Origin of the sequence: Photobacterium sp. 2_MG-2023 (genome assembly GCF_030547675.1) — a bacterium.
Lineage (GTDB): Bacteria > Pseudomonadota > Gammaproteobacteria > Enterobacterales > Vibrionaceae > Photobacterium > Photobacterium arenosum.
Window position 1 is genome coordinate 135,863 of the sequence record NZ_JAUOQQ010000006.1, and the last position, 26,007, is coordinate 161,869.

Sequence of the window (26,007 nt, forward strand, 5' to 3'; positions counted from 1 at the left end):
GAGGTAACAACATGAAACTGAATTTTTCGATTTACCGTTATAACCCTGATGTAGATAACGCGCCGCACATGAAAGGGTATACGCTGGAAGTGCCTGAAGGCTCTGACATGATGGTTCTGGATGCACTGATTCTGTTGAAAGAGCAGGATCCATCGCTGTCTTTCCGTCGTTCATGCCGTGAGGGTGTTTGCGGTTCTGATGGTATCAACATGAATGGCAAGAACGGCCTGGCCTGTATTACCCCGCTGTCGGCGTTGATGAATCAGAAAACGATCGTGATTCGTCCGTTGCCGGGTTTGCCTGTCATTCGTGACCTTATCATTGATATGGAGCAGTTCTACACCAACTATGCCAAGGTGAAGCCGTTCCTGATTAATGACAGCGAGCACCCGCCTGCGCGGGAAAACCTGCAGTCTCCGGAAGAGCGTGCGCATCTTGATGGCCTGTACGAGTGCATTATGTGTGCCTGTTGCTCGACCTCATGTCCGTCATTCTGGTGGAACCCGGACAAGTTTATCGGTCCTGCAGGCTTGCTGGCGGCGTACCGTTGGTTAATCGACAGTCGTGACACGGCAACTGAAGAGCGCTTATCCGATCTTGATGATGCATTTAGCGTGTTCCGCTGCCACAGCATCATGAACTGTGTCAGCGTGTGTCCAAAAGGGCTCAACCCGACGAAAGCAATCGGCAATATCCGATCTATGTTGCTTAAACGTTCGGTGTAAATCTATAGAATTATCGATATGCCAGCAGAGCAATTTGCTGGCTTTTTAGCCCGGCGTAACAACCGGTGCAAGTGGCGATAACAAGTGGTTAAGGGAAAAAAATGCAGAACGGCGTTATGAAGGCTTGGCTTGAGTCTTCACATCTGGCTGGCGCCAACGCAACTTATGTAGAAGACCTCTACGAGTTGTATCTAAGCGACCCAGAATTAGTTGACGAAGAATGGCGTCACGTTTTTAGTGAACTGCCTGTTGTGAATGGTGTTGTCGTTGAGCAGCCGCATTCGCGTGTTCGTGATTACTTCCGGCGTTTAGCGAAAGAGACGACCTTTTTAAGTGCTAACGTCAGCGATCCTGATGTTGATGTCAAACAGGTTAAGGTACTGCAGCTTATCAACGCATACCGTTTCCGTGGTCATCAGCATGCAAACCTGGATCCGCTGGGATTATGGCAGCAGGAACGTGTTCCGGACCTGGATCCTGCGTTTCATAATCTCACTGCGGAAGATTTTGACCAAAGCTTCAATGTCGGTTCATTTGCCGTAGGCAAAGAGACAATGAAGCTTTCTGAGATCTATGAGGCATTGAAAAACACCTATTGTGGCTCAATTGGTGCTGAGTACATGCACATTACTGATACCGAAGAAAAACGCTGGATTCAGCAGCGTCTGGAATCAGTCGTCGGTAAAGGCGCGTTTACTCAGGAAGAAAAGCAGACATTTTTGGATGAACTGACTGCGGCCGAAGGTCTGGAGCGTTATCTGGGGGCGAAATTCCCAGGGGCAAAACGTTTCTCACTGGAAGGCGGTGATGCGCTTATCCCTATGATGAAAGAGCTGATTCGTGCAGCCGGAAAAAGCGGTGTTCGGGAAGTAGTGGTGGGAATGGCCCACCGTGGTCGACTGAACATGCTGGTGAACGTTCTGGGTAAAAAGCCTCAGGACTTGTTCGATGAATTTGCCGGTAAGCATGGCGAATCATGGGGAACCGGTGATGTGAAATACCACCAGGGCTTCTCTGCTGATTTCGCGACACCAGGCGGCGATGTGCATCTGGCCCTTGCCTTTAACCCCTCTCACCTTGAAATCGTTAACCCGGTTGTTGTCGGCTCTGTTCGCGCACGTCAGGACCGCTTGGGTGACAAAGACGGTTCCATGGTACTGCCAATCACTATTCACGGTGACTCAGCAATCGCGGGTCAGGGTGTAGTGGCTGAAACCTTCAACATGTCCCAGTCCCGGGGTTACCGTGTTGGTGGTACGGTACGCATTGTGGTGAACAACCAGATTGGTTTCACTACGTCTAATCCGATGGATACCCGTTCAACGCAGTACTGTACTGATATCGCTAAGATGGTGCAGTCGCCGATATTCCACGTTAATGCTGATGATCCTGAAGCGGTTGCTTTTGTGACTCGTCTTGCGCTGGATTACCGCAACGAATTTAAGCGTGATGTGGTTATTGATCTGGTCTGTTACCGCCGCCATGGTCACAACGAAGCGGATGAGCCGAGCGCGACTCAGCCACTGATGTACCAAAAGATCAAAAAACACCCAACTCCACGCAAGATTTACGCAGATATTCTGGTTGACGAGAAGAGCATAGACGCTGAAACAGCGACTGTACTTGTCAATGAATACCGTGATGCACTTGACCGCGGCGAATGCGTGGTGAAAGAGTGGCGTCCGATGAAACTGCACTCAGTGGATTGGGCTCCGTACCTGGGCCACGACTGGACCAAAGAATGGGATCATAAAGTTGGTCGTCAGCGACTGCATGAACTGGGTCAGCGTGTTTGTCAGTATCCTGAAAGCCACAAACTGCAAAGCCGTGTACAGAAACTGTATAACGATCGCCAGTCTATGGTAGCGGGTGAGAAAGGTGTCGACTGGGGTATGGCCGAAACGCTGGCGTATGCAACTCTGGTTGATGATGGTCATCGCATCCGTATTACGGGCCAGGATTCCGGACGTGGTACTTTCTTCCATCGTCATGCGGTGCTGCATAATCAAGGTGATGCCAGCACATACATGCCTTTGGCGAACCTTCATGACAAACAAGGTCCGTTCCAGGTTTTCGACTCTGTGCTGTCAGAAGAAGCTGTATTGGCCTTTGAATATGGCTATGCCACGGCAGAGCCGGGTGGCCTGACAATCTGGGAAGCTCAGTTCGGTGATTTTGCGAACGGTGCTCAGGTTGTCATCGATCAGTTCATCAGTTCGGGTGAGCAGAAGTGGGGCCGTATGTGCGGTCTGACTATGTTGCTGCCGCATGGCTATGAAGGCCAGGGCCCGGAGCACTCCTCTGCGCGTCTGGAACGTTACCTGCAGCTGTGTGCTGAACAAAACATGCAGGTTGTGATTCCTTCAACGCCGGCTCAGGTTTACCACATGATTCGTCGTCAGGTGCTGCGCCCGATGCGTCGTCCTCTGATTGTCATGTCGCCTAAATCACTACTGCGTCATCCGCTGTGTACTTCAACTATGGATGACCTGGCTGAAGGTAATTTCCTGCCTGCCATCGGTGAGATTGATGCGCTGGATCCGAAACAAGTGAAACGTGTTGTACTGTGTTCAGGTAAGGTGTATTACGATCTGCTGGAACAACGTCGCAAGCGTGAGCAGACGGATGTCGCCATTATCCGAATTGAACAGCTGTACCCATTCCCGAAAGAGGATGTGGAAGCTGCACTGGCTGATTATCAGCATGTGACTGACTTCGCATGGTGTCAGGAAGAGCCGCAAAACCAGGGTGCCTGGTACAGCAGCCAGCATAATTTCCGTGCTGCCCTGCCTGCAGGCTCGCAACTAGCTTATGCCGGCCGCCCAGCGTCAGCTTCACCTGCCGTTGGTTATATGTCAGTACACTTGAAACAACAGAAAGCGTTGATTGATGACGCACTGAATACAGAACAATAAACCCAGAGCTGGAACAAAAAGGACAAACTGAGATGACAATCGAAATTCTGGTTCCCGATTTACCTGAATCAGTAGCAGACGCAACCGTAGCCACCTGGCACAAGAAACCAGGTGATGCAGTAAGCCGTGATGAAGTTCTGGTAGATATCGAAACGGATAAAGTAGTGCTGGAAGTACCTGCACCTGAAGATGGCATTCTTGAAGCTATTTTCGAGGAAGAAGGTACCACAGTGCTGACCAAGCAGCTGCTGGGTAAAATCAAAGCAGGCGCGGTTGCCGGCGAACCAACTAAAGATACGACTGCCAGTGCGGAAGCGTCACCAACAAAACGTACTACTGCTTCTTTGGCTGAAGAGACCAATGATGCGCTGAGCCCGGCTGTACGCCGTCTTATCAGCGAGCACGGTATCGATGCATCGGCTGTGAAAGGTAGTGGTGTGGGTGGCCGTATCACTCGTGAAGACGTAGAAGCCTTCGTGAAAAATGGCAAGTCTGCATCTGCAGCTCCGGTTGCTGAAGCGAAAGTGGAAGCTCCTCTGGCCCATCGCAGTGAAAAGCGTGTCCCTATGACCCGTCTGCGTAAGCGTATTGCGGAGCGTCTGCTGGAAGCGAAGAACAGCACAGCGATGCTGACGACCTTCAATGAAGTGAACATGAAGCCAATCATGGACTTGCGTAAGCAGTACCAAGGCATCTTTGAAGAGCGTCATGGTATTCGTCTGGGCTTTATGTCTTTCTATGTCAAAGCGGTTGTTGAAGCGCTGAAGCGTTTCCCGGAAGTGAATGCGTCTATTGACGGTGATGATGTTGTTTACCACAACTTCTTCGATGTCAGCATTGCCGTATCAACCCCTCGTGGTCTGGTTACCCCGGTACTGCGTGATTGTGACAAGCTGAGCCTGGCTGAGATCGAAAAAGGTATCCGTGAACTGGCAATCAAGGGCCGTGACGGCAAGCTGACAGTTGATGAACTGACTGGCGGTAACTTCACTATCACCAACGGTGGTGTATTCGGCTCGCTGATGTCTACGCCAATTATCAACCCACCTCAGGGCGCTATTCTGGGTATGCATAAGATCCAGGACCGTCCAATGGCCGTTGATGGTAAGGTTGAAATCCTGCCTATGATGTACCTGGCGCTGTCTTATGACCACCGTCTGATTGACGGTAAAGAGTCGGTAGGCTACCTGGTAACCGTTAAAGAATTACTTGAAGACCCAACACGTCTGCTTCTGGACGTGTAACACTGCGCATAACGACCCGCCACTGTTCTGAGGTGGCGGTTGTTGAGCCAGATTGATTGACGAAGGAATACCCAAGAGTATTTCAATGGATATAACACGTCCCACAGGGATTAGAGAACGGATAGAACATAATGAATCTGCACGAATATCAGGCAAAACAACTTTTTGCTGAGTATGGCCTGCCAGTTCCTGAAGGCTATGCTTGTGATACCCCACAAGAGGCTGCTGAAGCAGCAGGTAAAATCGGCGGTGATAAGTGGGTCATCAAATGTCAGGTTCACGCTGGTGGCCGCGGTAAAGCGGGCGGCGTAGAACTGCATGACACCAAAGAAGGCCTTAAAGAATTTGCACAAAAGTGGCTGGGTAAAAACCTGGTGACTTATCAGACTGATGCAAACGGTCAGCCGGTAACCAAAATCCTGGTTGAAGAAGCCTCTAACATTGCAAACGAACTGTATCTGGGTGCTGTTGTAGACCGTGGTACTCGCCGTATCGTTTTCATGGCATCAACTGAAGGTGGTGTGGAAATTGAGAAAGTTGCCGAAGAAACCCCTGAGCTGATCCACAAAGCGGCTATCGATCCACTGGTTGGCCCACAGGCCTATCAGGGTCGTGAACTGGCATTTAAACTGGGCCTGAAAGGCGATCAGATCAAGCAGTTTGTGAAAATCTTCATGGGGCTGGGCCAGATGTTTGCTCAGTATGACCTGGCTCTGCTGGAGATTAACCCGCTTGTGATTACCGGTGAAGGTAACCTGCTGTGCCTGGACGGTAAAATCAACATCGATTCAAACGCCATGTACCGCCAGCCCAAACTGCGTGATATGCACGATGCTTCTCAGGAAGATGCACGTGAAGCACACGCAGCACAATGGGAGCTGAACTATGTTGCTCTGGACGGTAACGTTGGCTGTATGGTGAACGGTGCGGGTCTGGCCATGGGTACCATGGACATTGTAAACCTGCACGGCGGCAAGCCGGCAAACTTCCTGGATGTTGGTGGCGGTGCGACCAAAGAGCGCGTTGCAGAAGCATTCAAGATCATCCTGTCTGACGATAATGTTAAAGCCGTACTGGTTAACATCTTCGGTGGTATCGTTCGTTGCGACATGATTGCAGAAGGTATCATCGGCGCGGTTAAAGAAGTTGGCGTGACTGTACCGGTTGTGGTTCGTCTGGAAGGTACTAACGCTGACCTGGGTCGCGAAGTACTGGCCAAGTCAGGTCTGGATATCATTGCAGCTGAGTCGCTAACCGACGCAGCTCAGAAAGTTGTTGCTGCTGCGGAGGGCAAATAAGAATGTCTGTACTAATTAATAAAGACACTAAAGTTATCTGCCAGGGTTTCACTGGCGGTCAGGGTACTTTCCACTCTGAGCAGGCAATTGCATACGGTACGCAAATGGTTGGCGGTGTGTCACCAGGTAAAGGCGGTACAACACACCTGGATTTGCCAGTGTTCAACACTGTGCGCGAAGCCGTAGAAGCAACAGGTGCAACAGCTTCTGTTATCTACGTTCCGGCACCATTTTGTAAAGATGCCATTCTGGAAGCGATTGATGCGGGTATCAAACTGATCGTTACCATCACTGAGGGTATCCCGACAACAGATATGATCGACGTGAAAGTGAAGCTGGAAGAAACCGGTGTTCGCATGATTGGTCCTAACTGCCCGGGTGTGATCACACCTGATGAATGTAAGATCGGCATCATGCCTGGTCATATTCACAAGAAAGGTAAAGTGGGTATTGTTTCTCGTTCAGGAACCCTGACTTATGAAGCAGTAAAACAAACCACAGATGAAGGTTTCGGCCAGTCTACTTGTGTAGGTATTGGTGGTGACCCGATTCCAGGGTCAAACTTCATTGATATCCTGAAATTGTTCCAGGAAGACCCTGAGACTGAAGCAATCGTGATGATTGGTGAAATCGGTGGTACTGCGGAAGAAGAAGCAGCAGCATTTATCAAAGAGAATGTCACTAAACCGGTTGTTTCTTATATTGCGGGTGTGACTGCTCCTCCAGGTAAGCGTATGGGCCATGCCGGTGCAATTATTTCTGGTGGTAAAGGTACTGCGGAAGATAAGTTCGCAGCACTGGAATCTGCGGGCGTTAAAACCGTTAAAAGCCTGGCAGAGATCGGTAAAGCACTGAGAGAAGTTACTGGCTGGTAATAGACAAGTCAGACTACGACTGCAACAAGAAGCCCGTTATTGACGGGCTTTTTTTGATCTCAGCTCGTGTATTAGTTTTACCTGGCGTAAAGCCTTACTTGGCTGTTGAGTGAGGCGCATCAAACAAAAAAGCCCGGCGTGATTGCGCCGGGCTTTTGTTAATGCATTACACGTATCCGCTTAGTATTTGAAGCGGGTAGTTAGTAACAGTTGATCGCCGTAAACATCGTTAAAACGACCTTCAGCGCCGATTGAAAACAGCTCAGTGGCGTGGAAACGGCCATAAACAGAACCGAATGTTTCTTCGATTTTATGGACGTTAATGTGGCCGAGCTTGGCACCTACTTCAAGTTGCGGGCCTAACCATTGACGAACACCCAGGTTGATTTCCATACCTGTTTTGCCTGTGCTGTCGTTAAACTCGTCTTTGTTCTTGATGTTGCGCGCTTTAAGCTCACCCGTCAGATCAGCCCAGTTGTTAATAGGTGCATGGAAGCCAACACCTAAGGCAAGATCCCAGTCGCTTTCGAATTCAGAATCGATGCTACCGGTTAAATGTGCATTCGGGTGGATAGATTTGCTGAAACCTGCACCATAGGTTAATGGGCTCAGGCCAATTCGCACTTCTGTATAGTCGTAGCTGAAGTTACTCATAGTATTAGCTGAATTAGCTTGAGCTGCTGAAGCCAATGATAGTAGCAGGGCACCAGCGATAAACGATTTACGCATGAATCTTCATCCAAAGAACAAAAAATGAATTGGAGCATTTTAATCAACTCGTCCCTGCAATAACAGGTTGGCCTTAGATTAAGTGCCGTATTACGGGGACAATAGAGTAAAAATGCAGCAAAAATCACATAATTGTGATCATTGACAAATTTTTAATAAGCTATTTTATCACAATAATGGATAGAACATTTTTATTGTATTAATTCGTTGCCAGATTTTGTCCCTTGCGCAAAATGATTGAGATTCGAGAGCGTGGTGTCGGCGATGTTGGCCAGCGCTTCTTCCGTTAAGAAGGCCTGATGACCGGTGAACAGCACATTGTGGCAGGAAGATAAACGACGAAAAACGTCATCCTGAATAATGTCGTTGGACTTATCCTCAAAGAATAAATCTTTTTCATTTTCGTAGACATCCACTCCGAGTGAGCCGATTTTCTGGCTTTTGAGTGCTTCAATCGCATCTTTCGAGTTAAGCAACTCACCACGGCTGGTATTAATGATCATGACACCGTCGCGCATCTTGCTAAAAGAACGCGCGTCCAACATGTGGTAATTCTCTTTGCTCATCGGGCAGTGCAGGGTAATGACATCCGATTGGCGGTAAATCTCGTCCAGCGAGGTGTAAGTCGCCCCCAGATTTATCGCTTCCGGGTTTTCATAAGGATCGTGGGCCAGAATGGTCATGCCCAGGCCTTTCAGGATGTGCATGGTGGCGATACCTATCCGGCCGGTGCCGATAACCCCGACGGTTTTGCCATAAAAGTTAAAACCCGTCAGGCCATCCAATGAAAAGTTGGCATCCCGTGTGCGTTGGTATGCACGGTGAATTTTACGGTTAAGACTCAGCATTAACCCAACAGTATGTTCTGCAATGGCTTGCGGAGAGTAAGCGGGAACCCGAACAATTTGCAGACCGTACATTTTGGCGGCATCTACATCCACTTTATCAAATCCGGCACAGCGCATGGCAATGGCACGCACTCCCAGAATAGATAAAGCTTCAATCACGGGTTTGCTCAGGTCGTCGTTCACAAATGCGCAGACAACATCATAGCCGTGGGCCAGTTTCGCGGTTTGCAGGTTGAGTTGAATATCGAAGAAACTCAGTTGGTGGCCAAAAAGCTGATTGCTTTTATTGAAAGAAATTTGATCGTATTTTTTGGCGCTGAACACGGCAACTTTCATTACTGCACTCCTTGAATCTGAAATTGCGATCACTTTCCCACAGTGCGCACCGGCTGACAAGCAGATTAATCACCCGTGCTCAGTGATAAAAGTCATTGATCCATAGAGCAAAGATGGTGTTTGTAATACACTCATTGCATTCATTACGAAATAATCATTGGAAAGAAACATGTTAGGAAAAATAGGAGCTGTTGCAGGTGCGGTAGCAGTGGTGTTGTGCTGGCCTCTGGCAGTCGGTCAGATTGGCGAACGTATTTATCAGGACACTGTGGGGGAATACAACAGCCCTTATGTTTCTGTCACCACTGAGCGCTATGACCGTGGATATCTGACCTCTCATGCTGTGTCGAAAATTGCGCTGAAGTCCAGTTGGAAAGAGATTTTCGCAGAGCAGGACTGGCCGACTGAATGGCATATTGCACATGAGATTCATCATGGTGTATTTGGGGTTACTTCCAACAGTACGCTGGTGGTTGATGATAAGGTCGCCTCTCAGGTTGAAGCCTGGTGGGGCAGCGATGCGGTGCCATTAACCTTAACAACGCGCACTGCACTGACAAGAAAAACCGATCTTGATTTAACCCTGAATCCTTTTGTGTATAACGATCAGGATGGCAACGCCTTTAAGTCTGAGCCGCTGACGTTTACCGGCACTGTCTCTGCTGATGGAAACGGCACTTTCAGTTATGCGCTGAAAGACGCGTTATTACAGACTGTGGCAGATGAAAGCATGCAGGTATCTGGTGTGACAGGTGGCGGGGATGGCCGCTGGGACGGACGTTTCTGGATTGGCAACCAGCAACTGCAGATAAGCAAGCTGGGCTTTGCCAATCATCAGACTCAAGAGTCTGTGGATCTGGATACCATTAAGGTAGCGTCACTCAATAGTCTGTCAGAAGGTAAAGCGGCGACAGAGGATAGCCCGGCAGTCAGTGCCCAGTTAACAAACAGCAACCAGCTCAGCATCGCGTCTCTGACCAGTCTGGACGGTAAGCAATACCAGAGATTCAATGTCGATTTACTGTTGTCTGATCTCAATTATGACGCGGTAACCCGGCTCAGTGCGCTGGGTGATCAGCTGGACGGCGAATTATCCCCGGCTCAGGTTCAGGATATGGCGTTAGCGCTGGATCTGCTGGTTGCCAAAGGGCTGACCGTGAACCTGAAAGATATCAGTGTGGCAGCACCGGAAGGGCCAATAAAAGGCAATGTTCGTCTTACTGTGCAGCCTGGCTTGGCGCGCGCGTCGCAGAATCTGGCACAAATTACCAGCAAACTTGATGGTGATATGTATTTTGAGTTCCCGTCCGAGTTGCTGACATGGACTGAAGGGCTGGAACCTCAGACCGACAGGCTGGTTAAAAGCGGTGTGCTGACGATTAAAGAAGACAGGGCATTTATTGCTCTGAAACTGGTGGGCGATAAGGTAATTCTGGGTAATGGCGATCAATTACCCCTGGCTATGTTTATGATGTTGCTCCTTTCTTAAGCACGCATCATAGGTAACGGCAATGAATAAAATAGAACCTATCAATTTAGACATTTTGCTGAAATCGACGACACTTAAGGTATCGGCGCAGGGATAAGCACTCAGATTGACACACTCTGAATCTGCCTGCGGTTATATAAGAAAAATTTCAGGGGGATACATGGAGTCGATTAAAGTCAGAGATTATATGAATACCCGACCGGTAACCTTTGAAGCAGGTATGTCGTTGTCTAAAGCGTTGGACAAGATGCTGTCATCCAAGCAGATTGGCGGGCCTGTTGTTGATGAGTACCGCAGAGTGGTGGGCTTTGTGTCTGAACAGGATTTTATTCAGAAGTTACTGAAAGTCGGTTATCACTGCCAGGATACCCACACAGTGGGTGATGTCATGCGTACGGATGTGCTGACAGTCAACCCGGAGACCAGCATTATTACTCTTGCTGAAACCATGTCCGGGCAAAAACCTAAGCTGTATCCGGTTGTGGAAGGCGGGAGACTGGTTGGTATTATTACCCGCCGCAATGTGCTTTCCGCTATCAGTGATCAAATTGGTGATTGCTTTAAGCACCCGGTTTAATGCTGTTTGTACAGGCGCTGCTCAGCGCCTGTATTTTTGAGCTCTGTATTCATCCATTCACTCAATGATTGAGATCTGTATTTATCGCTTGACCTTGGAGGTAACTCCAAGGTTTATATTTATCCAGAAGCTTACTTTGACTGAATAAGGAATAACAGTATGTGTCATCAATGCCATAATAAAAAACCGCACATCCATACCATCAAGCCTGCCAGTACCGGCAGCAGTGTATGTGTCGAACAGGGCGCAATGGCTGTCTCTGCTGCCGGTGGTGTGTCCGCTTCTGTGACGGCAGGTTGCTGTGAAGGATCGTGCGACTCAGGAGGCAGTGAAGAGAGCGACCCCGCCAGGCGGCGAGTTTTATTGTCAACACAGCCCCATGGCGATAAGGCTGCTGCCTTGTCCGGTATCCGGCAAATTACCCCCCATACGACGCCGTCAGGCTCCGCTGCCACTCATTCCTATGAGTCGGATAATCCAAACACCTTTCATCAGGCATCGCCGGCAAAGGGCGCAGCCCCTCAGCAAAGTACTGAACCAACTGGCGTTGCGCGTTTTAGCTGGCAAGTGCAGGGCATGGATTGTCCGAGCTGTGCTGCAAAGCTGGAAAAAGCTATTCTGGCTATCGACGGTGTCGAGCAGGCATCGGTGATCTTTTCCACAGAGAAGTTGGTGGTCGCCGGAACGTCATCGCGCATGATGTCTGAGGTGGAGGCCACCGCCAAAGCAACGGGCTTCCCATTGCGTCGGCCGCAGCAGAGTAAGGATGCCCCTGCTCCGGGGTTCATGCAGACTTATGGCATGCTCGCGCTGACAGCCGCCCTGGTTTTAGTGTCTTATTTAATATCCACTCAGTCTGACACGTTGGGGTTGATTGCTTTTTCAGCCACCACGCTGGTGGGCTTGACCCCGATTATTGGTAAAGCCATCAAACTGGCTAAAAACGGTTCGCCGTTTTCAATTGAAACCCTGATGAGTGTGGCTGCTGTTGGCGCGCTCTATCTGGGCGAAACGGCTGAAGCGGCGATGGTGTTATTGCTGTTTCTCATTGGTGAACAACTGGAAGGCTATGCGTCTGCCCGTGCCCGCAGCGGGGTAAAAGCTCTTATGGCGCTGGTGCCGGAGACAGCGATGCGTGTCGACACCAACGGCCAGGTACGCGAAGTGGCGGCTGATCAGCTCCGTCCCGGCGATGTTATTGAAGTGGCACCGGGTGCCCGGCTGCCCGCTGATGCCATATTGCTTGATAAGGCAGCCAGCTTTGATGAAAGTGCCTTAACCGGTGAATCAGTGCCTGTAGAGCGCTTTGCGGGAGAGCGAATTCTTGCCGGCTCACTGTCGGCCGATCATCTGGTGCGGGTCAAAGTCGAGTCTGAACAGGGTGAAAATGCCATCGACCGTATACTGCACCTGATTGAAAACGCAGAAGCCAGTAAAGCACCGATAGAACGTTTTATTGATCGTTTCAGCCGCTGGTACACCCCTGCGATGATTGCTCTGGCGACGCTGATTGTGTTGGTTCCGACTGTGTTGTTTGGCCTGTCCTGGGATGAATGGCTGTATAAAGGACTGACATTACTGCTGATTGCCTGCCCATGTGCCCTGGTGATCTCAACCCCGGCGGCTATTACCTCGGGACTGGCGGCAGCGGCGCGTCGCGGAGCCCTGATTAAAGGCGGTGCGGCACTGGAGCAATTGGGCCAGACGCAGGTGGTCGCGTTTGATAAGACAGGCACCTTAACCCAGGGTAAACCGCGGGTAACGGATGTGCTCGTCTGGCAAGGCGATGAAACAAAGCTGCTTAGCGAAGCCGCCGCAATAGAAACTGGATCGCTGCATCCGCTGGCGCAGGCTGTGATCGAAAAAGCCCGCCAGCAGGGGTTGGCGGTGCCGCATGCTGAAAACCGCAAAGCGCTGCCTGGCCGCGGGATACAGGGTGTGGTTGCTGGTACTGTCATCCACCTTCTCGCCACAGATCGTCTTGATGATCCCGGCCGGATAACCCAATCCCAGCAGGCTGACATCGACAACCTGAGCGATGAAGGAAAAACCCTGGTAGTGGTGCTACGCGATAACGTGCCGGTCGGACTGATCGCCTGGCGGGATAATCTGCGTGAAGATGCCCTGGTGGCGGTCGACAGGCTCAAAACGTTAGGCATTCGCAGTGTGATGTTAACCGGTGATAACTTGCGGGCTGCTAAGGCAATCGCTTCTGAGGTCGGTGTCGATTTTCGGGCCAGCCTGTTGCCCGAAGATAAAGTCACTGAAGTCGCTCAGTGGAGCCGTGACTATAAAGTGGCTATGGTGGGCGACGGCATTAATGATGCGCCGGCGATGAAAATGGCCAGTGTCGGCATCGCAATGGGAAGCGGCACGGACGTGGCACTGGAAACCGCCGATGCGGCACTGACCCATAACCGTCTTAACGAATTACCGGACATGATTGCTTTATCGCGAATGACGCTGGCCAATATCCGTCAGAACATCAGTCTGGCCCTGGGCCTCAAGTTGATCTTCCTGTTCACCACTTTGCTGGGCTGGACAGGGCTTTGGGTTGCCGTACTGGCAGACAGCGGTGCCACAGCGCTGGTGACTGTGAATGCGCTGAGATTGCTGCGGTTTAAGCCAGGCAAGTAATGTGATGCTGGTTCAGCGCTCAGGCTGAGCTACAATCAGAAGGCTTGAGCACTGGCTCGAGCCTTTTCTTTATGCAGAGCCTTAATAAGGCAACATATAACATTGATTGCTCAAGCTAAAACCAAAACGGATGCCTTCTGTCTGGTGAAAGTGCATGGCTTCAGGAAAAGAAACCAGATTGCATAATAGTGTGACATATGATCTATTTTAGTGAATCCGTTGCATTTACATGTGCTTTTAATGTGATGTTAATCACCAATATGCTGGCAGTGATGAGCTATGGTTAGCGGGTATTCGAGAGTTCAAGTTGTTGAATAAGATCCCATAATAGGCCGCCACAAAGCAGGCCACACAATGAAGGATAGAATTATGTCTGAGACCGCGGTATTCCATCTGGGTGTTACTAAAGCTGATCTTCAGGGCGCTGAAATTGCTATTATTCCCGGTGACCCGGCACGCGTTGAAAAAATTGCCAACCTGATGGATGAGCCTGAGTTTTTAAACAGTGCCCGTGAGTACACGCTGTATCGTGCAAAGCTGGATGGTAAATCCGTTGTAGTATGTTCGACCGGTATCGGTGGCCCATCCACCTCAATTGCTGTTGAAGAGCTGGCTCAACTGGGTGTACGTACTTTCCTGCGTGTTGGTACGACAGGTGCAATTCAGCCGCATATCAACGTGGGTGACATGATAGTGACCACTGGCTCTGTGCGCCTGGACGGTGCCAGCCTGCACTTTGCGCCAATGGAATTCCCGGCAGTGGCTGATTTCGACGTGGCGACTGCGATGAAAGAAGCGTGCGATGCGGAAGACACAGGAGTGCACACAGGTGTGACGGCTTCCAGTGATACTTTCTATCCGGGACAGGAGCGCTACGACACGTTCTCTGGCCGCGTTGTCCGTCGTTTCCAGGGTTCGATGAAAGAATGGCAGGACATGGGTGTGCTGAATTTTGAAATGGAATCGGCCACCTTACTGACCATGTGTGCTAGCTCGGGTCTGCGTGCCGGCTGTGTGGCGGGTGTGATTATCAACCGTACTCAGAAAGAGACGCCTGATCACACGACGCTGAAAGAAACAGAAGCACGTGCTATCCGTGTTGTTGTTGACGCAGCTCGTCGTATGCTGAACAAGTAATCAGTTACCGGACATAAAAAAACCGATGCCAGATGCATCGGTTTTTTTTCGCCGCACCAAAGTGGTCACAGCAGTCGGTTGGCCTGGCCGCCGGCAGCTTTGAACCAGGTATGCAGGTGTTGCTCCAGCTCACCCAGCTGTTCAGGGCCGATAATCGCCAGCCCTAAATCTTCAGCCCGTATCAGATCATGGTGACGAAGAGGGCGGAAACTCACCAGCATGGCACGTGCCTGCAGGCCACCTAACAAATCTCGCAGGGATTCCAGTTTGTACAGGGTATCGTCACCATCATCCCGCATGCCTTTGGTTTTACACTCAATGATATGCAGCTTGTTATTAACGACAGTCGCCACATCAAGCTCATTGCGTACTTCCCGATCGCCAATCTGACGATACACCTGAACGCCCAGTGAATGATCCTGTATGGTAGGCAGCTTGCTTTGAATAGCTCTTACGGTACTGTGAACCAGGTTCTCCAGCCATTCACCGTTGGCAAAGCGTCGGGCTTCTTCGTGTTTGAACGTCAGAATGCCATTGTCATAGTGTGCCAAGCCAGTTTCCTGCAGATCGTTGATCAGTAGAGCCAGTTCTTTGTATCCCTGCTGTTTGTCACTCAACTCGACATCCAGCTTCTGTTCTTTGCGGCACGTTGTCGCCAGATAATTCAGAGTGGCCAGCCCGGGGCCAAGTTCCAGCGCTGAGCTTGCCCAGCGTTGCCCCAGATCCCAGAGCTGCTGATTGAGGGCTTCCGGTACACTTGTTTCGGGCAACTCGGCACGCGCGCCGAAGATAGTCAGGTAATCGGTGAGCTGGATGCGGTCTTCAACCTGCTGTTGCTCCCGGCCGGCGGGATACAGCCAGCACATCTCATCACTGTAGGGCTCAATGACATAAATCGGCCATTGGTAGCTCCTGAACACCTCATAGGCAGACAGCAGGCGGTGGCGAAGGCCGCAACTGGCATTGAACCAAACTTCACTGTTTGACTCTTTCAAACGGGTTGCCAGTTCATTCAGTCGCTGGCGAAGGGTTGTAATATTGATGGAGTCGGGAATGGTGAAAAATTCAGTCTCAATATCGCGGGGTATCAGTATCGAACTCAGGCGGCCATAAGTTTCTTGCTGCGCTTCTGTACCGATAAAAATCATCTTTCCGGCTGGGACACCGTGGTCTAAAAGGGAAGTGATCAGCCTGACCGGGTCCTGATCGATAATGCCAACATGAGTAATCATAATTATCCTTTTGTACTTCGGCTGATACCGGCAAAGAACAGAAAGCCAGAAACGGCCGACACCAGAAAGTGAGTAAGTATTTATTTTATATGGGTGCATGGAAAACTTATTTCAAGCACTTAAAGAAAGTATCGGATATCTCCGCCGTTTTTGTTGGGGGATTGTCAATTTGGTGCATTTTTTGTGTGAGGGGATGTTGCGGTATAAAGGCATTGCATTTGTCTCTAAGACTGTGACAATACAGCATTTATGCAGGCTGTGAACCTGAAGCCCTTCCCCGGGGACGTATTGAACTGAGGGCGCTATGACACCAAAACAGGCACAAAAACTGACTATTCTTGATATCGCTAAACTGGCCGGGGTGGGTAAATCAACCGTCTCCAGAGTGCTGACACACGATCCGCGAGTGAAACCGGCGACACGAGAAAAAGTGGAGCAGGTGATCCGGGAATCCGGCTATGTGCCGTCTAAGTCAGCCCAATCAATGCGTGGTGGTAACAGCAGGGTCATTGGTATTCTTGTTTCGCGGCTGGATTCGCCGTCAGAAAATAAAGCGGTGCGCGGTATTCTGGAAGTCATCTACGCGGCTGATTATGACGCCGTTATCATGGAAAGCCAGTTCTGTACCGATAAAACCCGCGAGCACATCGCGGTGCTGGAAAAGCGTAATGTCGACGGGGTCATCGTATTTGGTTTCTCCGGGTTTGATTGCGCTATTTTAGACAGCTTTACACAACGTGCCGTTGTGATTGCTGTTGATACCGATTCTGTCTCATCTGTCAGTTACGACAACAAGGGCATGATTTTCCTGGCGATGGCTCAGTTCACCGGCAAGGGCCTCAAACATATCAGCTATATGGGGGTTGATCCTGCTGACCGGACAACAGGGCAATTGCGTCTGGACGCTTATCTGGAAGCCTGTGCGCAACAGCACATTGAGCCTTGTTATCAAACCGGCGAGCTCAGTTATGACAGTGCTTACACATTAACAGACGCTGTGCTTTCCACGCAGACCCAGGCCATTGTCTGTGCCAGTGATACTCTGGCGATGGGGGTGGCAAAAAGACTGCAGGAGTTAAACCGGACCGACGTTCTGGTGTCTGGTGTCGGGGCGACAGATTTGCTGCAGTTTATGTTTCCCAACACCTTCAGTGTCGATCCCGGATATTTTGACGCGGGTCAGCGCGCCGCCGATCTGCTGTTACAGCACCTTCGCCAGAGTGCGGATGTCACCCATCTGGTGCAGCGTTCCTGTCTGCCATTCTGATTGTGTGCCTGAGCGTTCAGGCACATACTCCTCCGTTTACCGTCTATTCTGAATAAAATGACACGCTTCGTGAGCTGAAACACAAAATGGGAACATTCCCATTTGCAATGTTTTCTATCGGGTTCATCATTGGGGTTATTGGTTGGGAACATTCCCAAAAATGTAAAAACAATAACAATACCCTGTGTACCTTACGACTTAGACGGATATTGGCATGAGTAAAATAGATAAGCAGCAGATAGAGCAGCTGGTCGCCAGAATAGGCGGCGAGGCAAACATCGTCAGTGTCAGCCACTGCCTGACCCGGTTGCGTTTTGTATTGAAAGACCCGAAAGCGGCGAGTGTGCCTGATCTGGAAGCCATTGCTATGGTGAAAGGTTGTTTTACTAACGCCGGGCAATTTCAGGTGGTGATTGGCACCGAAGTTGACCAGGTGTATAAGCAGCTCAATGCAATGTTAGGTGACAAAGCGGTCAGTAAAGATGAGGCAAAAGTCGCCGCCCGCCAGAATATGAGCTTGCTTGAGCGCGGTATCTCTCACCTGGCCGAAATCTTTGTTCCCCTGTTACCTGCCATTATCACCGGCGGTCTGATCCTCGGTTTCAGAAATGTCATCGGCGATATTGCGATGTTTGATGGCCAAACTCTCACCCAGATCAGCCCGTTCTGGGCGCAGGTGCATGCCTTTTTATGGCTGATTGGTGAAGCAATTTTCTTCTTCCTGCCTGTAGGTGTGTGCTGGTCAACCGTGAAAAAACTGGGCGGCACACCTATATTGGGCATAGTACTGGGGATAACCCTGGTCTCACCACAATTGATGAATGCTTATCTGATCGGTAAGCAAGTGCCGGAAGTGTGGGATTTCGGCTGGTTTGTGATTGAGAAAGTGGGCTATCAGGCTCAGGTGATCCCCGCCATGCTGGCCGGTATTGCGTTAGCCTTTATTGAAACCAATCTCAGACGCATTATCCCGGATTATTTGTACCTGGTTATCGTTCCTTTCATTTCGCTGGTAACGGCGGTTGTCCTGGCTCATGCCCTGATAGGTCCGTTCGGACGTATGCTGGGCGATGGTGTGGCGTATGTCGCGAAAGCGGCCATGACAGGGGATTTTGCGATTCTCGGGGCCGTGTTATTTGGCTTCCTGTACGCCCCGCTGGTAATTACCGGTATTCACCACACTACCAACGCCGTGGATTTGCAGCTGATGCAGGACATGGGCGGAACGCCTATCTGGCCTTTGATTGCGCTGTCTAATATTGCTCAGGCATCTGCCGTGGTCGGCATTATCATCATCAGCAAGAAAGAAAATGAGCGTGAGATTTCCGTACCCGCCGCGATTTCAGCTTACCTGGGGGTGACAGAGCCGGCCATGTACGGGATTAACCTCAAATATAAATTCCCTATGCTGAGTGCCATGACAGGTTCAGCACTGGCTGCAGCAATTTGCGGTGCCGCCGGTGTGATGGCCAACGGCATTGGGGTCGGTGGTTTGCCGGGTATTCTGTCTATTCAGCCCCAGTACTGGCTGATCTATCTGCTGGCGATGCTGGTGGCAATTGTGGTGCCGCTGGTGCTGACCATTGTGATGTACAAGCGTGCCGCTGCGAAAGGCAAGCTCGATCAGCAACCACAAGCCGCGTAACGGCAATCACTTTCAACGGCAGTGTTCCGGCTGCCGTTTTTTCTGTACAGGTTAAGCAACATGACTAAGACAGCTCAGCCCTGGTGGCGAACAGCGACGGTTTATCAAATTTACCCCAAGAGCTTTGCCGACAGCGGCAACAAAGGCACGGGCGATATTAAAGGTATTACGCAACGTCTGGGTTACCTTCAGACGCTGGGAGTGGATGCAATCTGGCTGACCCCTGTCTACGCCTCGCCCATGATTGATAATGGTTACGATATTTCCGACTACTACAGTATCAATCCGGATTTCGGCACCATGGAAGATTTCGACCGTCTGCTGGATGCCGCCCGCCAGCGGGGAATCCGCATCATTATGGACATAGTGGTGAACCATACCTCGACTGAGCATATCTGGTTTCAGCAGGCACTGGCGGATAAGCACAGCCCGTATCGTGATTACTATATCTGGCACGATGCCGTGGATGGCGGCGAACCGAATAACTGGCAGTCAAAATTTGGCGGCAATGCCTGGCAGTGGCACGAACCGACACAGCAGTATTACCTGCACCTGTTTGCCAAAGAGCAGGCCGACCTGAACTGGGAAAACCCGCAAGTGCGTGAGGAAGTGAAACAGGTTATCCGTTTCTGGGCCGGGAAAGGGGTGGACGGTTTCCGTCTGGATGTCATCAATCTGATTTCCAAACAGCAGGACTTCCCGAACGACGACTCAGGCGACGGCCGGCGTTTTTATACCGACGGGCCGAAAGTGCACCAATACCTTCAGGAGATCAGTGCGGATGTGTTTCAGCAGTATGGTTCGGTCACTGTGGGGGAAATGTCCTCGACCACACTGGAACATTGCCAACAGTATTCAGCCAAGGACGGCAAAGAGCTGTCGATGGTGTTTAACTTTCATCACCTGAAAGTCGACTATCCGAATGGCGAAAAATGGAAACTGGCGCCGATGGATTTTCTGGCACTGAAACAGCTGTTCAGCCACTGGCAGCAGGGTTTGCATGACAAAGGCTGGGGCGCCTTGTTCTGGTGTAACCATGATCAGCCAAGGGTGGTGAGCCGGTTCGGCGATGATGGTGTATACCGTGAACTGTCAGCCAAAATGCTCGCCACGTCACTGCATATGATGCAGGGCACCCCTTATGTGTATCAGGGCGAGGAGCTGGGTATGACCAATCCCGGGTTCTCGGATATCGCTCAGTATCGTGATGTGGAAAGCATCAATATGTACCGGATTCTGACTCAGGAGCAGGGGATCAGCGAGCGGGATGCGCTGGCGATTCTGGCCGAGCGCTCGCGGGACAATTCCCGCACCCCGATGCAGTGGGACAGCCATCCTCATGCCGGTTTTACCCAAGGGCCCCCCTGGATTGACGTTGCTGCGAACTTCCCGGCTATCAATGCGGAGCAGGCGGTAGCCGATCCGGATTCCGTGTTCCACTATTACCGGCAGCTGATTGCATTGCGTAAGAAAATCGCTGTGATAGCAGACGGCGATTACACGGATTTATTACCGGACGATCAGGCTCTGCATGTGTATCGCAGGCAGTGCGATGGTCAGGTACTGATCTGCCTGAATAACTACAGTGCAGACAGAGTAGCGTTTGATTTGAGCTGTTTGTCTGATCTGCCTGTCAGCCGGGGGGAAACCTTGCTGGCGAACTATAACGATGAGCAAGCCGGTGAGATCAGCCTGACCGGAAGGCTGCGGCCTTTTGAAAGCCGGATCTGGCTATTTACCTGAATCCGCAGTCACCATAAAGGAATGGCCTCACTGGGATCAGGAGGCCATTTTTCATTGTATTGCTAAACCAGCGCCTCAGGCGGTGGTGCTTGTTACACCTGCGGCAACTGAGAAAGCAGCAGCCAGATGGCCAGCACGATGAAGATACAACCCATGAACTTATTCTGGTTAGCCCGGAAGGCCGGGTTATTCAGTAATGGCCGTCCAAGGGTGCCCGCCAGCACGACCAGCAGCAGATTAAACGTCAGCCCCATAATGTTCAGCAGTAAACCCAGCACCAGCATCTGCTCACCTGAGCTGGCTTCAATCTGGCCGGAGACAAACTGAGGCAGAAACAGCACAAAGAAAATCAAGGCCTTCGGGTTAAGCAGATTGCTGACGACAGCGCGGCGATACAGCGCCCGGGCCAGTCCATTTTGCCTGCCAACGGTGGGGGAGTCAGCCGGTGTGCTGCGCAGACAGTCCCAGCCCATCTTTAACAGGTACGCACCGCCCAGAAAACGCAGTGCCTCCAGTGCCAGGGGATTCATGGCGATGAGCGCAGAGACCCCCATCGCAGCCAGTACGGTCAGTACCAGTCCGGACGTGGCATTGCCCAGGCTGGCAAACAGGCCGACGCGTTTGCCATAACTCAGGCTGGAGCTGGCGATAAGCAGCATATCCGGACCGGGTACCAGCAACAGGGCAACCACCGCGGTGAGGTATAAGGGCAGTGTAGTGAAATCAATCATTGTCTGTGAATGTGAATCAGGAAAGTAAGAGGGACGGGATTCTATACCATCTCAGACGTAAATGAAGAAAATATACGCCTGAGATGGTGTGATTGACTGATTTTTTATCAGTGAAAAGGGCTGATTATCTGGTTTTCTGTGCTACCGCAATGTCGCTGACCTGCTGCGTTCTGGCGGCCAGTTTATTGGCCAGTGAATACAGCTCCGGCATCATGCGCTGAATAAGAAACAACTGCTGCAGGATCAGGCGTACTGACTGATCATCCCCTTCCCGCCAGGTTGTCAGTGCTTGCTCTAGGCTGCTGTCTGATTCCGGCGGCGGCGCACATTGTTTGTCGGCCAGTTGCTGGGCCAGCGTATCGAGCTGAATATGGATCTGACTGTGAGCCTGCGCAATTAACTTGTGCGTTTTGTGCTCATCGATCTGCGTGCGGTGGGCACCTAAGGTCGAGATGTAGTTCAGCATCGCATGATTTAAGGTAAGAAAACGAAAGCACTCTTCAATAGCCAGCCGGTAACGGCCCGGCTCTGCCAGCATATTGCTGATGGCGGTACTGAGCTGAGCGTCGGTATTGTGGGCTTCGCGGCGGGCAACACGGTAGCTCAGGCTGTCCTTTTTGCCGATCCTGTATTGCCCGATGATCTGTGCCAGATAATCGCGGTTGGTGGTGACCGCGGCCGCCATGATTTTATGTAAACGGCGCGACTGCCAGTCCGGCAGAATAAAGACCACAGCCAGTACGGCCAGCAGACAGCCCAGTAAGGTATCCCCCAAACGGGGCAGCACCACTGCAAAACCGGCCCCTAGCTGATTAAAACAAAACAGCACCAGCAGCGTGATAAACCCTGTCGCCAGGGTGTATTTGTGGTTACGGAGCACGAAAAAGGCCACCCCCGCCAGTACCATTAAGACCAGCTGGCCTTCCTGACCGGGAAACAGGTACAGCAGCGGCAGACCGACGAGCAGGCCACCAAGCGTGCCGATGATCCTCTGCGTCAGTTTCTGGCGTGTGGCGCTGAAATTGGGCTGACAGACAAACAGTGTGGTGAGCAGAATCCAGTATCCGTGCTGTAAGTCCAGCACATGAATCACGCCGTAGCCTATCGTCAAAGCCGTGGCGATACGTACCGCATGGCGAAACAGCTGGCTGTCGGTGTGCAGCTGGCTTTTCACCCGTTGCCATAAACCGGAGACAGTATGGGCTTCAGAATCAGCCAGTTCAGTATCTTCCTGCGCTTCAGCCACGTCAGGATTATTCAGGTTGGCGAGCTGACGTTCAATAGTCGCAAGGTTGTTGAACAGATAGTCCAGTTGTGTCAGGAAGGCGCGCCATTCGGGATTATTCTGTGATTTAAGAAAGCTGAGGGACTCTTTCAGCTCGTCCAGCGCCAGACTGTTATTCAGGCTGTGCCGGTAGTAATTGCCCATTGCCAGGCTGCTGCTGATATTGCGGCATGCCGTTGCCTGCTGCTGCATCAGATCCTGAAAACGAAACAATATGTCACTGCGGCGAAATGTCGCTGCCAGATCCTGATAGCGCTGGTGAGAGGAGCTGATACGTTCGTGAATATCCTGCGCATGGAAATACAGGCTGAGAAAGCGATGGCCTCGCTGGTTGTGTTGTACCCGTTTAACCCGGTTCAGCAGCGTCTGTTTGGCCTGATTGAGTGCCGACACCACTCTGGCATTGCTGGCTGCAGCCTGAATACGCAGTTGCTGCGGATCAAGGCTGTCGACCGGGCGGAACCAGCGGCTTTTATCATCCAGATAATCGGCCAGGGCAGTAAAGACACTGGCCAGGCTGTGTTGTACTGCCTGATTCGGCCAAAGCATCTGCCACAATAGCGATAGCAAGCCATAGCCAATGGCACCGCTCAGCAACAAGGCGGGCTGAAACCATAAATTCTGGCTGCTCTCGGCACCCAGCATGGTGTAGATAGCCAGCAGCAGAGAAGCAAAGGCGATGCTGGCATACCGGGTGCCCATTGCGCCCAGCATTATGAAGCCAAAGCTGGATGAGAACAGCCCGATGGCAAAAAGCGCCGGGTAATCGAACAGTAGCTCAACCGATAGCGAGGCTATCAGGAAACACAGCAAGGTCATTGCCAGGGCTTTCAGCCTGCCTGTCAGGTTGTCATCGGTTTCCGCCAGTGCGGCTGCAATGATCCCCAGCACCAGTGGTGTGACAGCCGTGGTTGCATTCAGATACCAGCAGGGTACGACAGCGCCTATCAAAGCTAATGCGACGCGGGCACTGAGGTGAAGGCGGTCTTTTGCCCAGTAACGTCGAAAAGTGGTCTGCAGAGAAAATTTTGTCATCGGGTATCCGGTCGGAGCTGATCATAAACAGGGTTGTTCATTGAAGCAGCGGGCATTTTTGTCTCAAATTTTACGTAAATAAAGCGCTTACCGCTATGGTCTGTGCGCAGTTCTTGATAATCTTCTCGCTGAGTGAATCAAGGTGTCAGGTAACACAATGCGATTAACGGCCAATTGGCTCGCACAATGGTTAGTGCAGGGCGATTATTGCAGTATTGAGCTGGATGAAGAACAGGTTGTTCTGGAAAGCCTGCAAAACAGTGAAGTCCTGTCATTTGATGACTGGGACGGTTCAGTGACGCTGCACCGCGGGGTGTTGTGGGGCGCGATGGAACTGACCTCGGCAGATCAGACGGCAAGCTGGACTGTGCATGGCTTGCCCTGGGCGGAGTGTAAAGCTTTCGCCAGCCATCTGGTGGACACTTACCGCCAATGGGCGAAAGGGCGGGTGGAAAAGCTCGATGCCCATCTGCCGCAGATGCTGTCACGCATCGACGCCTTTATTACCCAGCCTGGCTATAAACGCCGCTCGGCTCACCTGAATCTGCAATCTTCCCTGCATAACGCGCTGTCAGAGGCCGGTTTGACGGATGAGCTGGCCGCTTCTTTTCGTCCCATGGCTTTTGAGCAGATATCCCCCTGGCTCGACGATAATGCGCAATGGGTGACAGACACCAATGCCGCCTGGATGCAGGAAGAAACCGAGAAGTGGTCGTCTTGGTTCGACCGGATTGAATCGTCACCGCTTAATGACTCTCAGCGGCAGGCCGTGCTGCTGAATCAGGACCACAACCTGATACTGGCCGGGGCCGGATCAGGCAAAACCAGTGTGCTGGTAGCCCGGGCCGGTTATCTGCTGGCGAGCCAGCAAGCCCAGCCGGACGATATTCTGATGTTAGCCTTTGGCCGCAAAGCAGCGGATGAAATGAGCGAGCGCCTGAAAGACAAAGTCGGCAGGGAGATCCGGGTTGCGACTTTCCACAGCCTGGGCTGCCAGATTATTCAGGCAGTTGAAGGTGAATTACCGGGTGTGTCGCCGTTAGTGCAGGATGAGCATGCCCGCAATGAGTGGCTGTCTGCCCTGCTCAAAGATCAGTGGCAGAACGACACAGCGGCAAAGCGCTGGCAGAAGCACCTGACACAGTGGCGTATACCGGGTTTTCGTGGCGACAATTCCATTGAAGAGCAGGCACGCAGTGAACCTTTGCTGAACTGGGTGTGGCGTCATATTGAACTGATGGGCCAGCAGGGCGGTAACAAAGCCGTATTGTCAGCCTTGGTCGACAGTGCCATGGGCACGGGTGATAAAGCTCAGATGAAAAGCGAGCTGGCCTTGCTGTGGCCGTGTTACAAAGTGTACAGCCAGTACCTGAAAGCCAATCGCCAGATTGATTTTAACACCATGATTCAGACGGCCACTGAGTATGTCAGACAAGGCAAATTCATTCCGCAGTGGCGTTTTGTCATGGTGGATGAGTATCAGGATATTTCGCCTCACCGGCTGGCACTGATCGATGCCATCTGCCAGACACCGGTGACAGATAACTTAGCGCCAAGTTTGTATGCCGTTGGGGATGACTGGCAGGCGATATACCGCTTTGCCGGTGCCGATGTCAATCTGACCACTGGGTTTGAGCAGCGTTTTGGCGCCAGTCATGTCATGGAACTCGACACCACCTATCGTTTCAACAACATGATTGGTGAAGTGGCTAATATGTTTATTCAGCAAAATCCGCAGCAACTGAAAAAGTCGCTGACCAGTGTGAAAAAGCAGAAGCGAAAAGCGGTGACATTACTGGCGCAGGATCTGCTGGAACAGGAGCTGGTACAGCTGGCTTCTAAAGTGAAAAAAGAAGCCAGCGTGTTACTGCTGGGACGCAATCATGATCAGCGACCTGAAAAGCTGGCCGACTGGCAGAGCCGGTGGCCTCAGCTTAACCTGCAGTTCATGACCTGCCATGCCAGTAAAGGACGCGAAGCTGATTTCGTCTTTGTGCTCAATGTGAACCGCGGTGTGTTTCCGGCTCAGGATCGGGACAGGGGGCTGCTGGCTTGTCTGCAGTCAGGTGGTAATGAAGGCATTGCCGATGCAGAAGAACGCCGTTTGTTTTATGTCGCGATGACAAGGGCGAAAAAGCATGTCTGGATCTGCGCCAACCCGGAAACCCTCTCACCATTTGTGAATGAACTGATTGAAGACAGGTATCAGGTCAACAATAAGATAAAAAAAATGAAAAGCTGATACGGCTCTTCACTCGT

18 protein-coding genes are annotated in these 26,007 nt (G+C 51.3%); 13 read left to right on the forward strand and 5 right to left on the reverse strand.

Annotation, left to right across the window (positions count from 1 at the left end; translation table 11 throughout):
* The first annotated feature begins 11 nt into the window (after positions 1-11).
* From Q4491_RS07200 to sucD, 5 genes are all read left to right on the forward strand, one after another.
* Entirely contained in the window at positions 12-725 is a 714-nt protein-coding gene (locus Q4491_RS07200; protein WP_027252631.1) for a succinate dehydrogenase iron-sulfur subunit, read from the forward strand.
* Positions 726-826: 101 nt separating this feature from the next.
* Positions 827-3,640 (forward strand): 2-oxoglutarate dehydrogenase E1 component, encoded by a 2,814-nt coding sequence (gene sucA / locus Q4491_RS07205; RefSeq protein WP_303456027.1) that lies wholly within the window; start codon positions 827-829, stop codon positions 3,638-3,640.
* 32 nt (positions 3,641-3,672) lie between these two features.
* Positions 3,673-4,884, forward strand: coding sequence for a 2-oxoglutarate dehydrogenase complex dihydrolipoyllysine-residue succinyltransferase (gene odhB, locus Q4491_RS07210; RefSeq protein ID WP_192014850.1), 1,212 nt, complete (start codon positions 3,673-3,675; stop codon positions 4,882-4,884).
* 131 nt (positions 4,885-5,015) lie between these two features.
* A complete protein-coding gene (gene sucC / locus Q4491_RS07215; protein WP_218384119.1) occupies positions 5,016-6,182 on the forward strand; it encodes an ADP-forming succinate--CoA ligase subunit beta in 1,167 nt (388 codons plus the stop codon).
* Positions 6,183-6,184: 2 nt separating this feature from the next.
* Positions 6,185-7,057, forward strand: coding sequence for a succinate--CoA ligase subunit alpha (gene sucD / locus Q4491_RS07220; protein WP_218384116.1), 873 nt, complete (start codon positions 6,185-6,187; stop codon positions 7,055-7,057).
* 180 nt (positions 7,058-7,237) lie between these two features.
* Here sucD and Q4491_RS07225 read toward each other — a convergent pair whose 3' ends face one another.
* Together Q4491_RS07225 and Q4491_RS07230 are read right to left on the reverse strand one after the other, a co-directional pair.
* Positions 7,238-7,786, reverse strand: coding sequence for a hypothetical protein (locus Q4491_RS07225; protein ID WP_192014853.1), 549 nt, complete (start codon positions 7,784-7,786; stop codon positions 7,238-7,240).
* A 191-nt stretch (positions 7,787-7,977) separates the two neighbouring features.
* A complete protein-coding gene (locus tag Q4491_RS07230) occupies positions 7,978-8,970 on the reverse strand; it encodes a 2-hydroxyacid dehydrogenase (protein ID WP_218384114.1) in 993 nt (330 codons plus the stop codon).
* Between the two features lie 169 nt (positions 8,971-9,139).
* Here Q4491_RS07230 and Q4491_RS07235 point away from each other — a divergent pair, with 169 nt between their 5' ends.
* From Q4491_RS07235 to udp, 4 genes are all read left to right on the forward strand, one after another.
* A complete protein-coding gene (locus tag Q4491_RS07235; protein ID WP_303456033.1) occupies positions 9,140-10,459 on the forward strand; it encodes a DUF945 family protein in 1,320 nt (439 codons plus the stop codon).
* Between the two features lie 160 nt (positions 10,460-10,619).
* Positions 10,620-11,036: a CBS domain-containing protein gene (locus Q4491_RS07240; RefSeq protein ID WP_192014856.1), complete on the forward strand. Its 417-nt coding sequence runs from the start codon at positions 10,620-10,622 to the stop codon at positions 11,034-11,036.
* A gap of 159 nt (positions 11,037-11,195) precedes the next feature.
* Positions 11,196-13,673, forward strand: a complete 2,478-nt coding sequence (locus Q4491_RS07245) for a zinc/cadmium/mercury/lead-transporting ATPase (protein WP_303456035.1) — start codon at positions 11,196-11,198, stop codon at positions 13,671-13,673.
* 369 nt (positions 13,674-14,042) lie between these two features.
* Positions 14,043-14,810, forward strand: coding sequence for a uridine phosphorylase (gene udp, locus Q4491_RS07250; RefSeq protein ID WP_218384107.1), 768 nt, complete (start codon positions 14,043-14,045; stop codon positions 14,808-14,810).
* A 65-nt stretch (positions 14,811-14,875) separates the two neighbouring features.
* Here udp and Q4491_RS07255 read toward each other — a convergent pair whose 3' ends face one another.
* A complete protein-coding gene (locus Q4491_RS07255) occupies positions 14,876-16,042 on the reverse strand; it encodes a DUF1887 family CARF protein (RefSeq protein ID WP_218384105.1) in 1,167 nt (388 codons plus the stop codon).
* 304 nt (positions 16,043-16,346) lie between these two features.
* Between Q4491_RS07255 and treR the strand changes: the two genes are divergently transcribed.
* The 3 genes from treR to treC all read left to right on the forward strand — a co-directional run bounded on the left by treR (position 16,347) and on the right by treC (position 20,697).
* Complete coding sequence (gene treR / locus Q4491_RS07260) at positions 16,347-17,309, forward strand: trehalose operon repressor TreR (RefSeq protein ID WP_303456037.1); 963 nt, start codon at positions 16,347-16,349, stop codon at positions 17,307-17,309.
* A gap of 214 nt (positions 17,310-17,523) precedes the next feature.
* Entirely contained in the window at positions 17,524-18,954 is a 1,431-nt protein-coding gene (treB, locus tag Q4491_RS07265) for a PTS trehalose transporter subunit IIBC (RefSeq protein WP_237794323.1), read from the forward strand.
* 60 nt (positions 18,955-19,014) lie between these two features.
* A complete protein-coding gene (gene treC, locus Q4491_RS07270; RefSeq protein WP_303456040.1) occupies positions 19,015-20,697 on the forward strand; it encodes an alpha,alpha-phosphotrehalase in 1,683 nt (560 codons plus the stop codon).
* A gap of 92 nt (positions 20,698-20,789) precedes the next feature.
* Here treC and Q4491_RS07275 read toward each other — a convergent pair whose 3' ends face one another.
* A complete protein-coding gene (locus tag Q4491_RS07275) occupies positions 20,790-21,428 on the reverse strand; it encodes a LysE family translocator (RefSeq protein WP_303456042.1) in 639 nt (212 codons plus the stop codon).
* 124 nt (positions 21,429-21,552) lie between these two features.
* Positions 21,553-23,748 (reverse strand): YccS family putative transporter, encoded by a 2,196-nt coding sequence (gene yccS, locus Q4491_RS07280; RefSeq protein ID WP_303456044.1) that lies wholly within the window; start codon positions 23,746-23,748, stop codon positions 21,553-21,555.
* Between the two features lie 157 nt (positions 23,749-23,905).
* On the opposite strand from yccS, the gene helD reads away from it, so the two are divergent.
* Positions 23,906-25,990, forward strand: coding sequence for a DNA helicase IV (helD, locus tag Q4491_RS07285; protein WP_303456046.1), 2,085 nt, complete (start codon positions 23,906-23,908; stop codon positions 25,988-25,990).
* The last annotated feature ends 17 nt before the right edge of the window (positions 25,991-26,007 follow it).